The organism is Paenibacillus soyae, from assembly GCF_024623455.1.
Classification (GTDB): Bacteria; Bacillota; Bacilli; order Paenibacillales; family Paenibacillaceae; genus Pristimantibacillus; species Pristimantibacillus soyae.
Genome location: NZ_JANIPJ010000004.1, coordinates 229,207 through 244,559, shown reverse-complemented (window position 1 = coordinate 244,559; position 15,353 = coordinate 229,207). Strand labels below are relative to the sequence as shown.

General features: G+C 58.1%; 9 protein-coding genes. All 9 read left to right on the top strand.

From position 1 onward, the window contains the following. The first annotated feature begins 49 nt into the window (after window positions 1-49). A complete protein-coding gene (locus tag NQZ67_RS08005) occupies window positions 50-982 on the top strand; it encodes an ABC transporter permease (RefSeq protein WP_257444418.1) in 933 nt (310 codons plus the stop codon). Window positions 983-993: 11 nt separating this feature from the next. Next, window positions 994-1,878, top strand: coding sequence for a carbohydrate ABC transporter permease (locus NQZ67_RS08000; RefSeq protein WP_257444417.1), 885 nt, complete (start codon window positions 994-996; stop codon window positions 1,876-1,878). A 28-nt stretch (window positions 1,879-1,906) separates the two neighbouring features. Continuing rightward, on the top strand, window positions 1,907-4,435 hold the full coding sequence (locus tag NQZ67_RS07995; protein WP_257444416.1) for a glycoside hydrolase family 3 N-terminal domain-containing protein: 2,529 nt from the start codon (window positions 1,907-1,909) through the stop codon (window positions 4,433-4,435). Between the two features lie 28 nt (window positions 4,436-4,463). Continuing rightward, a complete protein-coding gene (locus NQZ67_RS07990) occupies window positions 4,464-6,749 on the top strand; it encodes a beta-glucosidase family protein (RefSeq protein WP_257444415.1) in 2,286 nt (761 codons plus the stop codon). Further along, window positions 6,749-8,689, top strand: coding sequence for a beta-N-acetylhexosaminidase (locus NQZ67_RS07985; protein WP_257444413.1), 1,941 nt, complete (start codon window positions 6,749-6,751; stop codon window positions 8,687-8,689). Before NQZ67_RS07990 ends, NQZ67_RS07985 begins: the two co-directional genes overlap by 1 nt. Window positions 8,690-8,783: 94 nt before the next feature. Next, the gene (locus NQZ67_RS07980; RefSeq protein ID WP_257444412.1) at window positions 8,784-9,671 is read left to right on the top strand and encodes a hypothetical protein; all 888 of its coding nucleotides are present in this window, start codon (window positions 8,784-8,786) and stop codon (window positions 9,669-9,671) included. Between the two features lie 395 nt (window positions 9,672-10,066). After that, window positions 10,067-13,411, top strand: coding sequence for a family 14 glycosylhydrolase (locus NQZ67_RS07975; RefSeq protein ID WP_257444579.1), 3,345 nt, complete (start codon window positions 10,067-10,069; stop codon window positions 13,409-13,411). A 202-nt stretch (window positions 13,412-13,613) separates the two neighbouring features. Further along, window positions 13,614-14,579 (top strand): ABC transporter ATP-binding protein, encoded by a 966-nt coding sequence (locus tag NQZ67_RS07970; protein ID WP_257444411.1) that lies wholly within the window; start codon window positions 13,614-13,616, stop codon window positions 14,577-14,579. Further along, window positions 14,572-15,330, top strand: coding sequence for a DUF2705 family protein (locus tag NQZ67_RS07965; RefSeq protein WP_257444410.1), 759 nt, complete (start codon window positions 14,572-14,574; stop codon window positions 15,328-15,330). Before NQZ67_RS07970 ends, NQZ67_RS07965 begins: the two co-directional genes overlap by 8 nt. Window positions 15,331-15,353 lie beyond the last annotated feature (23 nt).

The window sequence follows — 15,353 nt, the reverse complement described above, 5'->3', positions numbered from 1 at the left end:
CCAATGAGAGTTGGCCGGGTTTATTATTCACATCGGGAGGAGAGAGACGATGGAGATCAAGACAACCAGGCGCAAGCGTATCCATCTTCGCCGGTTTTTGCCCCTGTATCTCATGATGATTCCAGGATTGCTTTATTTGCTGATTAACAACTATTTGCCGATGTTCGGGCTTTCAATCGCCTTCAAGAACGTCAATTACGCCCAAGGAATATGGGGCAGCGACTGGGTCGGCATCAGCAATTTCGAATATTTGTTTCGAACGACCGACGCTTATATCATAACCCGCAACACGCTGCTGTATAACGCGGTATTTATCGTTCTAGGGCTGACCATCGCGATCGCGATCGCGATTCTGCTGAACGAAATTAGAAGCAAGATGGCCAGAGGCTTCTACCAAAGCGTCATCCTGCTGCCTTATCTAATCTCGATGATCCTCGTCAGCTATTTGGTATACGCGCTGCTAAGCCCGCAATCGGGCTTTATGAACAAGACGATCCTTCCGATGTTTGGGCTGGATCCGATCTCGTGGTATCTGGAATCGAAATATTGGCCTTATATTTTGACGATCGTCCATATTTGGAAAGGCGCGGGCTATTCCTGCATCGTGTTCCTGGCGGCCATCATCGGCATCGACCGCGAATATTACGAAGCGGCGGAGCTGGACGGCGCGACTAAATGGATGCAAATCCGCAAAATCACGCTGCCGATGATTACGCCGATCATTACGATGCTCGCGCTGCTGGGCATCGGCCGCATCTTCTATTCCGACTTCGGCTTATTCTACCAAGTGCCGATGAACTCCGGAGCGCTGTACGAAACGACGAACGTCATCGACACCTACGTCTTCCGGGGCTTGCTGCAGATCGGAGACATCGGCATGTCGGCGGCGGCCGGCTTCTATCAGTCGTTAGTCGGGTTCGTGCTGGTGCTGGTGTCCAATTATATCGTGCGCAGATTCGATAAAGATAACGCTTTGTTCTAGGGGGGACGAACATGACACGACAATATATAGGCTGGCGGACGGCTTCACATGTAATAATGGCTCTGCTCTCTCTTGCGTGCCTGCTTCCGTTCGTGCTGCTGTTCACGTCGTCCGTGACGGACGCCGACACAATCGTGAAGGAAGGGTACACGTTTGTTCCTTCCAAGCTCAGCTTCGCGGCATACGACTATTTGTTCGCGAATTCGAAGACGGTCATTCACGCTTACGGGATTACGATTCTGACGACGGTGATCGGCACGACGGCCAGTCTTCTTATGACGTCGATGCTGGCGTATCCGTTGTCGCGCAAGGACCTGCCCGGCGGCATGGTCATCGCGTTCATCGTCTTCTTCACGCTGCTGTTCAACGGCGGCTTGGTGCCGACGTACATGATCTACACCCAAATGTTCGATATTCAAAATACGTTCCTGGCCCAGGTCATTCCTTGGCTGCTGATGAACGGCTTCAACGTGCTGCTTATGCGCGCGTTCTTCATGAACAGCATTCCGGTGCCCGTACTGGAGTCCGCGAGCATCGACGGGGCGGGCGAATTCACGATTTATTACAAAATCGTGCTGCAGCTGTCGCTGCCGATTCTAGCGACGATTGGACTGTTCCAGGCGCTGGCGTATTGGAACGACTGGAACAACGGGCTCGTGTTCATCACGGAAGCGCGGCTGTTTAATCTGCAGAACGTGCTCAACAAAATCATGAGCGACATTGAGTTTCTGACGAGCAGCGCCAGCATGGGAGCGGGCAGCGTCGCCGCGCAGCTTCCGAGCGAGACGTTCCGGATGGCGATCGCGGTTGTCGGCATCGTGCCGATTCTGATCGCGTATCCGTTTTTCCAGAAATATTTTGTCAAGGGACTCACAATCGGGGCCGTAAAAGGGTAATCGCGCGAAGCGGGGAAGGATGGTTTCTATGATCGGATTGTGGCATGCGATGGCGGAGACTCCGTCCATGAAGCTGAAGTTTATTTTTCGAGTATCGAAGAAAGCGGGGTATACGCTGGACGTGGCTTCGGAGCCGTTGGCGATTCCGATCCACGTGAAGAAGCTGGAGATCGACGGGAGCCGGCTGCACGCGACCGCGGGCGCGTTCTGGATGCCGGGTCAAGACATTGTTATCGACTTCTCGTTCGAAGAGGAAAGCTTCAGCGGCGAGCTGGTCCTGCCAGGGATAGGCGCGCTGCCGTTGCAAGGCGCGAGGGGAACCGGCCCGAAGGCGGCGGCCGGCTTCATCGAAGAAGTCCGGTCTTACCGGAAGGAAGGCGTAACCGAGCGCTCGGCGGAAGATATCGAAGCGGCGGTGGAGGAGCTGCTCGGACGGCTCAGCCTGGAGGAGAAGGTCGGCCAAATGTTCCAGGTGCCGGCTTCGAACTTCTCGTTCGGCAACGCGGTGGCGACGGATCCGCCCGAGAAGCTTATCGCGGAAGGGAGAGCCGGCTCGGTGCTCGGGGCGTTCGATGTCAGCCGCGTGTTCGAGCTTCAGAAGATCGCGGTGGAGCAGTCTCCTCACCGCATCCCGCTGCTCTTCAACGCCGACATTATCCATGGCGCGCAGACGATTTTCCCCGTGCCGCTCGCTTGGTCCTGCAGCTGGGATATGAACGCGATCAAGGAAGCTTGCGCGATCGCGGCCAGGGAGGCCAGCGCGTCGGGCACGGTGTACAACCACGGTCCGATGATCGACGTCGGCCGCGATCCAAGATGGGGACGGGTCGTGGAAGGCGCCGGGGAGGACCCTTATCTGGGTTCGCTGATCGCGAAGGCCCAAGTAGAAGGGTTCCAAGGCGACACCTTGTTCGATCCGGAGACGATCGTCGCTTGCTTAAAGCATTTCATCGGCTACGGAGCCGCCGAGGGCGGGCGGGATTACAATACGGTCGATCTATCGGAGGCGACCTTGCGCAACGTCTACTTGCCGCCGTTCCAGGCGGGGATCGAAGCGGGCGCCGGCTCGGTCATGAACGCTTTCAACATCTATGAGGGCGTACCGGTCGCGGCGAGCGAGAAGCTGCTCGAGGGGGTATTGCGCGAGGAGCTGGGCTTTGACGGCGTGCTTATCTCCGACTATGGCTCCGTCCAGGAGATCGTCGAGCACGGCTTGGCGGAAACCGAGCGGGAAGCGGCGCGCCTTGCGGCGCAAGCGACGATGGACATCGAGATGGCTACGCGGTCTTACGAGTATTTGCCGCAGTTGGTACGGGAGGGAAGTCTCGCCGAATCGGTTATCGACGACGCCGTAAGACGCATTCTGCGCCTGAAGTTCCGGCTGGGGCTGATGGACGATCCGTTCCGCTATATTCGTCCGGAGAAGGAGCTCGACTATCATTTCTGCGCGGAGCATCTGCAGGCAAGCCTGGAGCTTGCGCGCAAGTCGGCCGTGCTGCTCAAGAACGACGGCGCGCTGCCTCTTGCCGCGAACGGAGATAGCCGCATCGCGCTCATCGGTCCGTTCGCGGACAGCCGGGACCTGCTTGGTCCGTGGCAGTTCTCGCGGTACGGCTACGAGACGGTGACGCTGTACGAAGGCTTGCGCGACAACGGCATTGCGGAGGAGCGCCTGCTGTACGCGGCGGGCTGCGGCGTCACGGAGCCGCTGGACGGCGGAATCGAAGCGGCGGTTGCCGCGGCTTCGAAAGCGGACGTCGTCGTGCTGGCGCTCGGGGAGAGCAGCGACATGTCCGGCGAAGCGGCGTCGAGGCTCAGCATCGATCTGCCGGAGGCGCAGCAGCGGCTGGCGGAAGCGGTGGTCGCGGTCGGCAAGCCGGTCGTGCTCGTGCTGACGAACGGCAGGCCGCTTGTGCTGGGCTGGTTCCATGAACGAGTCGATGCCATTCTGGAAACCTGGTTCCTCGGCTCGCAAGCCGGGCATGCGATCGCGGATATTTTGACCGGCGATTACAATCCGTCCGGCAAGCTGACGATGAGCTTCCCGGCGCATCAAGGCCAGATTCCGGTGTATTACAACCATTTCCGCACCGGCCGTCCGGTGACGGATGCGAACGCGGGAAGCAAGTTTATTTCGAAATATCTGGACGGTCCTAACGAGCCGCTTTATCCGTTCGGTCACGGCCTCAGCTACTCGCGGTTCGAGTACAAGGATTTACGGCTCGATCGCGAGATGTTCGCTGGCGACGATAAGCTGACGGTCACCGTCACGGTGTCGAATAGCGCCCCGCTGGCAGGAGAAGAGACGGCTCAGCTTTATATTCAAGACCGTCACGGCAGCATCGTTCGTCCGGTGAAGGAGCTGAAGGGTTACCGGAAGCTGTGGCTGGAACCGGGCGAGAGCAAGGAAATCACGTTCGAGATCCGCCGATCCGACTTGGCCTTCTGGTCGCCCGCCGGCGGTTACGCTGCGGAAGCGGGCAAGTTCGTCGTATATGTCGGAACGAGCAGCAAAGAAACGGTTTCGGCCGAGTTCGAGTGGAAGGACCGCGATTAGACGCGGATGGGAGAAGGAGGAATCTGATATGGAACAGAAGAGGGATTTAAAGGCGCTCGTCGCGGCGATGACGCTGGAGGAGAAGGCGGGATTGTGCTCCGGCCTCGACACTTGGCACTTGAAGGGAGTGGAGCGGCTCGGCATCCCGTCCGTCATGGTGACGGACGGACCGCACGGTCTCCGGAAGCAGGCGTCTTCGGCGGATCATCTGGGGCTGTTCAACAGCGTGCCGGCCACCTGCTTCCCGTCGGCGGCAGGCGTTGCCAGCTCGTGGAACCGCGAGCTGATCGAAAGGATGGGGCAGGCGCTAGGACGGGAGTGCCAGGCGGAGAACGTCGCGGTGCTGCTCGGACCGGGAGCGAACATTAAGAGGTCTCCTTTGTGCGGACGGAACTTCGAATATTTTTCCGAAGATCCGTATTTGTCCTCGGAGATGGCGGCGCATCATATTATGGGCGTTCAGAGCCAAGGCGTCGGCACGTCGCTGAAGCACTTCGCGGCCAACAATCAGGAGCATCGGCGGATGACCTCCGATTCCATCTTGGACGAGCGGACGCTTCGCGAAATTTATTTGGCCAGCTTCGAAGGCGCGGTCAAGAAGGCGCAGCCTTGGACGGTCATGTGCTCGTACAACAAGGTGAACGGGGAATACGCCTCCGAGAACGAATGGCTGCTGACGCAGGTGCTGAAGGAAGAGTGGGGCCATGAAGGCGTTGTCGTGTCCGACTGGGGCGCCGTCAACGAGAGGGTGAAAGGGCTCGCCGCGGGACTCGAGCTGGAGATGCCGTCCAGCCGAGGCGAAGGCGACCGCGCGATCGCGGAAGCCGTGAGGAGCGGCGCGCTGCCGGAGGAGAAGCTGGACGCCGCCGTCGAACGGCTGCTTGCGGTTATTTTCCGCTCGGTGGACGGTCGCAAGCCGGATGTCGTTGTCGACCCGGAAGAGCATCACGCTCTTGCTCGCGAAGTAGCCAGGGAAAGCATGGTTCTGCTCAAAAACGAAGACGGCATTCTTCCGCTCGCGAGAGCCGGCAAGATTGCCGTAATCGGCGCTCTCGCCAAGGAGCCTCGCTATCAGGGGAGCGGAAGCTCCCAGATTAAGCCGACGCGGCTGGAGGATATTAGCGAAGAGCTGAAGAAGTCGGCCGGTGCGGGCGCGGAAGTGGCGTATGCGCAGGGCTACGCGCTGGGAGGCGACGAAATCGACGCCGAGCTGGTGCGGGAAGCGCTGGCGCTGGCCTCGTCGTCCAGCGTAGCCGTTCTGTTCGCGGGCTTGCCGAGCCGATACGAATCGGAAGGCTTCGACCGCAAGCATCTGCGCATGCCGGAGAACCAAGTCGCGCTGATCAACGCGGTTGCGTCCGTGCAGCCGAACCTCGTCGTCGTGCTCAGCAACGGCGCGCCGATCGAGATGCCGTGGCTTGGCAGCGCCAAAGCGGTACTCGAGGCGTATCTCGGCGGGCAGGCGCTCGGCGGAGCGATAGCGGATCTGCTGTTCGGCGACGCGAACCCGTCCGGCAAGCTGGCCGAGACGTTCCCCGCGAAGCTGAGCGACAATCCTTCGTTTTTATTTTTCCCGGGCGAAGGGGACAACGTGGAGTACAGGGAAGGATTGTTCGTCGGCTACCGCTATTACGACAAGAAGGAAATCGAGCCTCTGTTTCCGTTCGGTCACGGTCTAAGCTACACGTCCTTTGGCTACTCGGACCTTACCGTCGATAAGCGGGAGCTCGACGATACGGAAACGCTGCTCGTATCGGTAAAAGTGCGCAACACGGGCAGCCGCGCCGGCCAGGAAGTCGTTCAGTTGTACGTGCGCGACCCGCAAAGCGCAGTCATCCGGCCGGACAAGGAGCTGAAGGGCTTCGACAAAGTGGAGCTGGCTCCGGGCGAAGAGACGACGGTTACGTTCCGATTGGACAAAAGGAGCTTCGCTTATTACGACGCGGAAGCGGCGGACTGGGTCGTCGAGTCGGGCGAGTTCCACATTCTGATCGGCCGCTCGTCCCGGGATATTGCGCTCGAGGAGACGGTGAACGTTCGCTCAACCTTCGTGAGACAAACGGTTTTCCATCGCAATTCGACCATCTCGGAGCTGAAGCAAACGGAAGCGGGGGCGGCTTTCGTCAAACGCCTTGTCGAGTCGCTGCCGTTCGGCTCGGCTATCGGCGAGGAGCATCGCGACATGTTTAACGCGTTCCTCGAGCATATGCCGCTGCGCGGCTTGATCTCGTTCAGCGGAGGAAGCTTCACGGAAGAAAGGCTGGCCCAGGTCATTGCGCAGCTGAACGGAGCGACCGGGAAGGAGGAGGCCTAATGAGCGAAACGTTAAACCTCTACCCGCCGCCTAAGAAGCTGGAATGGGCGGAAGGAAGCTCGGCGATCGGATCCTCCTTTGTGATTCATGCCCAGGACGAACAATCGGAGCGAATCGCTTTCGAGCTGCGGCTGCAAGAGCGGTTAAACGCGGCAGCCGCGCGTATCGGAGGCGGCGGCTCGTCGGATAAGACGGCCGTGAACGTCGTCCGCCGCGAGGGGCTGCACCCGCAAGGCTATATGGCGGAATGGGACGGCGGCGAGGTTACGCTGTTCTTCGGGGAAGCGGAAGGACTTCATTATGCCGCCGTCACGCTGGAGCAGCTGCTTGTCCGGCATGGCCGGCGCTGGCCGCATTTCCGCATCGAAGACGAGCCGGACTTTCCCGTGCGCGGCATCATGCTGGATATCGGGAGGGGCAAAATTCCGAAGCTGGAGACGCTGTACGCGCTCGTCGACCGGATGTCCGCGCTGAAGTTCAATCATTTGCAGCTTTATATGGAGGGCTTTGACTTCGATTACAACGAGTTCCGGGATTCGTTCCCGGAAGCGACGCCGATAACCGCAGGGGAGTTCCGGCTGCTGGACGCCTACGCGAATGAGCGGTTCGTCGATCTGGTGCCGAGCCAGAACTGTCTCGGCCACATGGGACCTTGGCTGGCCAAGCCGGCCTTTGCCGATCTGGCGGAGCATCCGGGCGGGCAGGCGACGCCTCTGCCGGTCAAGCTGCCGCCCACGACGTTGAATCCGACGGATCCCAGGTCGCTGGAGCTGGTCGGCAAAATGTTCGATGAGCTGCTGCCCCATTTCGCATCCGGGTACGTGAACGTCAACATGGATGAACCTTTCGGTCTCGGTAGGGGACAAAGCAAGCAGCGCGCGGACGAGATCGGCGTCCCTCGGCTGTACATGGAGTATGCCTCCAAGGTGTTCGACATCGCGAGAAGCCACGGGAAGCGCATTCTGATGTGGGGCGACATCGTGACCAAGCACAAGGAAATCATTCCGCTCCTGCCTCCCGATGTAACCGTGCTCGACTGGAATTATGACGACCATACGTCCTTCGAAGCGCATTGCAAGCTGTTGTCGGAGAGCGGCGTACCGTTCTTCGTCTGCCCCGGTACCAGCACCTGGTCGGCCATAACGGGAAGAACGGACAATATGCTTGCCAATATCGCGGACGCCGCCCGTCATGGCAAAGCGCATGGGGCAGGAGGTCTTATCGTAACGGATTGGGGCGACTCCGGCCACTGGCAGCCGCCTGTCGCCAGCTATCCCGCTTACGCGCTCGCCGCAGCCGCAAGCTGGCATACGGCGAAAGGCGCCTTGGACCATGCGGCGATGGAGCAGTATGTAACCGAATGCATGCTTCGGGACGGCAGCGGAGCCGCCGGGAAGCTGACGCTCGAGCTTGGACGCTATTATCATCTGGAGAACAGCACGCTGGAAAATATGACCTATACAAGCTACTTGCTGAACCGCGGCTTGTCCTCGCGCGAGAAGCTGGAATCCGAGACGCAGATGCTGGTCCAGCTGCTCGTCGAGATCGGCGGTCGCGGCATACCGTTCGCGCTCGATTACCGCTACGAGGAAATGCAGGATTGGCTGCGCTCGCGAGAAGAAGAGCTGAGCGGTTTGCGGCTGGATCTGCCCGACGCCGAGCTGATCAAGGAGGAGCTTCGCAACGCGCTTCGGCTCGTCGCGCACGGCGCCGGCCTTCACCGCTATATTTTCGGGCTGGAGCTCCCGGATGCGGAGGCGGAACGGGCATGGCTTGCGCATCTTCAAGCCGACCTTGCGGACATCATAGAGACGTTCAACCGCCTATGGCTGGCGCGCAATCGGCAGGGAGGCCTTGAGGCAAGCGCTCGCAACCTGTATAAACTGCTCGGCCAGTACGAAGACAGGCTTCGCGATTGCGAAGCAAAGAAGGAGAAATAAGAGTCATTCGTTCTGATTGACATGAATTGTCAGCCGTACGCCGCCCCCATATCGAAGCCAGCCGCCGAATGTTATAAGCAAGAGGTGATCAACGTTGAAGAAAAAACATTGCTTGTTCTGCAACGAGCTGGCCGCGCTTGAAACGGACGACGACGGCTTCGATACTTACAGCGACTGCATGTGCGCGCCAGGCGCTTTCTACCGGCTCGATTCGTCCGCGTATTCCGCGATTCAGGCTCTACCGTACGCCAAAAAACGGACGCTGCTGCCGGTAGTATCGGCTTATATCCGGGAGCAGTTCGAAGAAGGGGATCGCGCGGCTCTCACGCTGGATCGGATTCTTGCCATTGCGGATTCTCCCGACGTCCCCATGACGCAGGAGGAGAAGGAAAAACGGCTGCTGCGTTATTTGTACAGAAGGTCGGACGCTCCGCTGGAGCCGATGAGTCTCCATCCGATGTCCCGGCATTACAATGTTGCGTACGCCGCGAACCTACAGGAGTTCGTGTTCATTATGGAGCAGCTAAGGGAAAGCGGCCGGATCATCCGGGAGGGAGCGGTGCTGAGGCTGACGGAGCAAGGCTGGTCGGAGGCGGCCGCCATCGCGGGCGGCGGCAAGCGGAAGCTATGCACCGTGATGGCCGGCGACGAGCAGATCGGCATGGAATTGTCCTATTCGCTGCTTGCGGGCTTGGAGCAATGCGGCTACCAGACACGGCTGCTGCTGCCGTCCGCGATGAAGAAGCCGGATGCCGATCTGCTGGAAGAGTTGAAATCGAGCAAGCTGATCGTGGCCGATCTGTCCGACGCGGGCCCGGTGCTCTACTATTCGGCGGGATATGCGGCAAGCGCCGGCATTCCGACCATTTGGACGATCCATTCCGACAAGTCGAACAGTCTGCAGGAGCAGAGCGGATGGATCCGGCCTATCGTGTGGGACAAGCCGGAAGAGCTGGTATATACGCTTCAGCAGAAGTTTTAATCGAAAGGTCGCTCCGTTCGGCGTTTTTGTGCCGAGGGGGTGGCCTTTTTTTTGCAGCATGCTCAAGAAATGAAATAAAAAACCTATCAATAATTTCCACTCTTCGGTTCAATGTTGTCTGTGTAACTCGGAGGTGACTTTTTATATACTTACCACTGAAAGCGCTTTCTGAATTACGCCATTGCTGTATGGAGGTGAGAAGCTATAACAAGAACGATGGTCTTGCAGCCTGCTTCTTAAGGAGATGACATGATGAGGTTAGTCGAAGAATCAAAAAAGCATTGCCAAATGTGCAAACGATTGCACAAAAATGTTTCACATCACAAAATTACGATGAATAATCAAAGGAGGCTGTCCAAGTGAGAGTGAAAGGCTTTTGGAAAAAAAGCTTAGCCATGACGTTATGCTTCATATTATTTTGCACCGTCGCGATTAGCGTGAACCCGCCAAGATCGGAGGCCGCCGTGGCCGGCGATTTCAAGGCCGCGGTCATGGGGCCGCTTACGAAGGTTACCGATTGGAACGCATTCAAGCAGCAGCTGAGGACTTTGAAGAACAACAATGTATACGCGATTACGCAAGACGTCTGGTGGGGACACGTCGAGGCGGCGGGCGACAACCAGTTCGACTGGAGCTACTATAAGCAATATGCGAGCGTCGTGAAGGAGGTCGGGCTGAAGTGGATTCCGATCTTGTCCACGCACAAATGCGGGGACGGCGTTGGCGACGCGTGCAACGTCGACATACCTTCTTGGGTGTGGAGCAAGGGCTCGGCGGACGAGATGAAGGTGACGGACGAATCCGGCTACGTCAATTCGGAGGCCGTATCCCCGTTATGGAGCGGCGTCGATCAGCAATACACCGAGCTGTACCAGGCGTTCGCCTCCGCGTTCGCGGAATATAAATCCATTATTCCAAAAATCTATCTAAGCGCGGGTCCTTCCGGCGAGCTCCGATTCCCTTCCTACTATCCGAAAGCCGGCTGGAGCTATCCGTCTCGCGGGAAGTTTCAGGCGTATTCGGAGCACGCAAAGCAGGCTTTCCGCGCGGCCATGACGGCCAAATACGGATCGCTGGGCGGCATCAACTCGGCTTGGGGGACGCAGCTCACCCAAGCAAGCCAGATCAGCCCGCCTTCCGACGGCAACGGCTTCTATACGAGCGGCGGCTACAGCTCCGCCTACGGGAAGGATTTTCTGAGCTGGTACCAGAGCGTGCTTGAGCATCATCTGAGCACCATCGCGGAAGCGGCCCACGAGAGCTTCGATCCGGTATTCGACGTGCCGATCGGCGCCAAAATATCAGGCATTCACTGGCAGTATTCGAATCCGTCCATGCCGCATAGCGCCGAGCATGCCGCGGGCTACTATGACTACAATAGGCTGATTCAGACCTTCAAGGACGCCAAGCTCGAGCTGACGTTCACCTGCCTCGAAATGTATGACGCGGGCGGCGCTCCGAATTACAGCATGCCGTCCACGCTGGTCGATCAAGTGTCCTCGATCGCCAATGCGAAGGGCGTCCGCCTGAACGGCGAAAACGCTTTGCCAACGGGAGGAAGCGGCGGCTTCGGCAAAATCGAACAGAAAATCACCTCGCACGGTTACGCCGGGTTTACTCTGCTTCGCATGGAGAACGTTGTGAACGCGGACGGTTCGCCGACCGGGGAAATGAGCAACTTCAAGAACTATGTCACCAAGTACTCGACACAGGATCAACAGACAGGCGATCATTCGGTTACGGTTTATTACAAAAAGGGCTTCGCGACGCCGTACATTCACTACCGTCCGGCGGGAGGGGCGTGGACGACGGCGCCGGGAATGGCGATGGCGGACTCGGACGTCGGCGGCTACGCGTCCGTCACGATCAACATCGGCTCGGCGGCCCATCTGGAAGCGGCGTTCAATAACGGCGCCGGCACGTGGGACAGCAACAATATGAGCAACTATTTGTTCGGGGCGAACAAGACATGGACGTACACGCCGGGGACGAACGGAGGAGCGGGCACGATCGCGGAGGGTAAGCCGGGAGGGCCGGCCGGCGGGGACCAGACGGTCACGGTCTACTACAAAAAAGGCTTCGCGACGCCGTATATGCACTATCGTCCGGCGGGAGGGACATGGACGACGGCGCCGGGAACGGCGATGGCTGACTCCGACGTCAGCGGCTACGCAGCCGTCACGGTCAATCTCGGCTCGGCGGCCCATCTGGAGGCGGCGTTTAATAACGGCAGCGGCGCCTGGGACAGCAACAACATGCGCAATTATTTGTTCGGCGCGGGCAAGGCATGGACGTATACGCCCGGGACGAACGGAGCAGCGGGCACGATTGAGGAAGGCAAGCCTGACGGCGGGGGGACCTCCGTCGACCTTGCCGACTGGTCGACCAAAAGCATTTATTTTATTATGACCGACCGGTTCGTGAACGGCGATCCCTCCAATGATCATTACGGCGGCTTCTACTCGAACAAGAACGATATGAGGAAGTGGCACGGCGGCGATTTCCAAGGCATCATCAATAACCTGGACTATATCAAAAACATGGGCTTTAACGCGATCTGGATTACGCCGGTCCAAATGCAGCGCGGCGATTATTCCTACCACGGCTACCATACGTACGATTTCTACGCGATTGACGGCCATCTCGGCACGATGGAGAAGTTCAAGGAGCTGGTTGATACGGCCCACGGCAAAGGGATCGCGGTCATGCTGGACGTCGTCTTGAACCATACCGGAGATTTCAACAACAGCGGCTACGCGCAAGCGCCCTTCAACCGGTCCGACTGGTATCATCACAACGGAGAGATTACCAGCCAAGACTATAATTCCAACAATCAATGGAAGATCGAGAACGGCGACGTCGCGGGGCTGGACGACTTGAATCACGAGAATCCGGCGGTCATGAACGAGCTGAAGGACTGGATCCAATGGTTGATTGCCGAAACGGAGGTTGACGGCCTTCGCGTCGATACGGCGAAGCACGTGCCGAAATGGGCGCTGAAGGAATTCGATACGGCCGCGAATACGTTCACGCTCGGCGAAGTGTACAGCGGAGACGCGGCTTACGTAGGGGACTACAGCCGCTCGCTAGACGCCGTCCTCGATTTTCCGATGTACTACACGATGACCGACGTGTTCGCGTATGACGGCGCCATGACGAAAATCCGCGACCGTTACGCGGAGGACGGGAAGTACCGCGACACAAGGTACAACGGCCTGTTCCTGGACAATCACGACGTCAAACGGTTCCTGAACGTCGCGTCCGGCAATCCCGGCAACCGCGGCGACAAATGGCCGCAGCTGAAGGCGGCGCTTGGCTTCCTGTTCACCTCCCGCGGCATTCCGATTGTGTATCAAGGCACGGAGCTTGGCTATACGGGCGGAGACGATCCGTATAACCGCGAGGATATCGTGCCGAACGCGAATCATGAGCTGTACCGCCACATCGCCAAGCTGAACGGCATCCGGAATGCCCATCCCGCGCTCCAGAACGGCACGCAGAAGGAGAAGTGGTCGGACAGCGCCTTCTACGCGTTTCAACGCTCCAAGGAAGGAGACGAGGTCATCGTGCTGATCAACAACTCGTGGAGCAATCAGACGCGCGCGATCGGCAATCTGGACAACTTGGCGAACGGAACGCAGCTAAGAAACCAGATGGGATCGGATGCGGTAACCGTGAGCGGCGGATCGATTCAAGTAACATTAGGGCCAAAAGAAGTGAAAATTTTAACGAAAGCCTGATCGGTCAGGTAAGGCTAAGAAAAGTGGCGATGCGAGGGAGTTTGTCCCCGCGTCGCCATTTCTGCATTTTGACCAAATGGTTAGACGGAGGGACAGGCTTCGGGAAAATAGGCTTTACAACCTCTCTGTTCTAGTGTACTATTCAAATATAACACTAAGACACTAATACAATAATACGGATAATGAGCGGAGGAGAGATTTTATGCAAGGTACGAATGGAAATCATACGCGGGAAGCGGATATTGTGCTTCGTCTCGAAGGCGTAACCAAACGAATCGGAGGCAGGGCGCTGGTCGACAAGCTGTCGTTCCAAATCGCGAAGGGGGAGATCGTCGGTCTGCTCGGACCGAACGGCGCGGGCAAGACGACGACGATCCGAATGATCGTCGGTCTTATCGGGATGACGGAGGGGGATGTGCGCATCGGCGGCTACAGCGTGAAGAGCGAGTTCGAGCAAGCGATTCGTCATGTCGGCGGCATTATCGAAAACCCGGAGTTCTATCCGTATATGACGGGCTGGGATAACCTGAAGCAATACCAAAGAATGTCCGAGGGCGTCACCGAAGCGAGAATTCACGAGGTGACGAAGCTCGTCGGCCTGCAGAACGCGCTCGGGAAGAAGGTGAAGACGTATTCCCTCGGCATGAGGCAGAGGCTCGGCATCGCGCAGGCGCTGCTGCACCGCCCGTCCGTGCTGATTCTGGACGAACCGACGAACGGTCTCGATCCGGCGGGCATTCGCGAGATGAGGGAATATATGAAGGAAATCGCGGAGAAGGAAGGAATCGCGATTCTCGTATCCAGTCACTTGCTGTCCGAGATGGAGCAGATGTGCAGCCGCGTCGTCGTCATCCAGGAAGGCAAGCTGGTGACGGTCCGCTCGATAGGAACGGAAGAGAAACGGGAACGGTCGACGGTGCAGCTGTCCCTGCAGGTGGATCGCGCGGAGCACGCGGCCGGCTTGCTGCGCCAAATGACGGAAACGCGGGATGCCGAAGTGGTTCAAACCTCCGAGGTTCGCGTCCAGCTCGGCCTGGCACATGAAGACATTCCGGCCGTAGTGGCCGCGCTTGCCGCGGCGGGGATCCGTTTGTATCGCGTGGAAGAAATCAAACAATCGCTCGAAGACGAGTTTTTGAAATGGACGGAGGGGAACCGCATTGCTTAACTTTGGCGCATTAATAACGAATGAGTGGATTAAGCTGTACAAGAAAAAATCGTTTTTTGTTTATTTGGCCGTTATGGCCGTATTTGTCGGCATCATTGCCTACGCGGCTTATCGCGGATGGATGAGCGGAACCGACAGCGCGCTGGGGTTTGTGGAATCCATTGTCTCCATGAGTGCTGCTGGACAAATCTTGCCAATGGTTGTTATCATTGCAATTGCTAACATCGTACCGCAGGAATTCCGGATGGGCACGATCAAATTCCTTCTCATTCGGGCGCAGTCCCGCAATAAAATATTGGCATCCAAATACGTCGTCGCGCTTCTCTTTTCCTTCTTCCTTATAGCGGCAACCTGGCTGATGTGCTTGATAGCGGGACTCGCATTGTATGGCTTCGGCGGGGGCGGGGATATGTGGCCGCAGATCGGCGAAAACGTGCTGTACTTGACGATTTATACGTTCGCCTTCGTATCGTTAACATTTATGCTCGGCGTCTTGACCCGGTCCAGCGGAGCCACCGTCGGCATCGCGATGTTCAGCGTCATGGTCGGAGGGCTGTTCACTTTGCTCCTGACGCGCTACTCCTTCATTAAATTCGTGCTGTTCCCTAACGTGGACCTGTCGGTCTACGATGGCGGCGGCTCGATGCCGCACGGCATGACGCTTGGTTTTTCGGCAACGGTTATCGGGGCTTACGTTCTTTTATTCTTGATCGCTAGCTTCGTTACTTTCAGAAAACGCGATGTATCCTGATGCGGGCGGCGCCGCAGGGCATC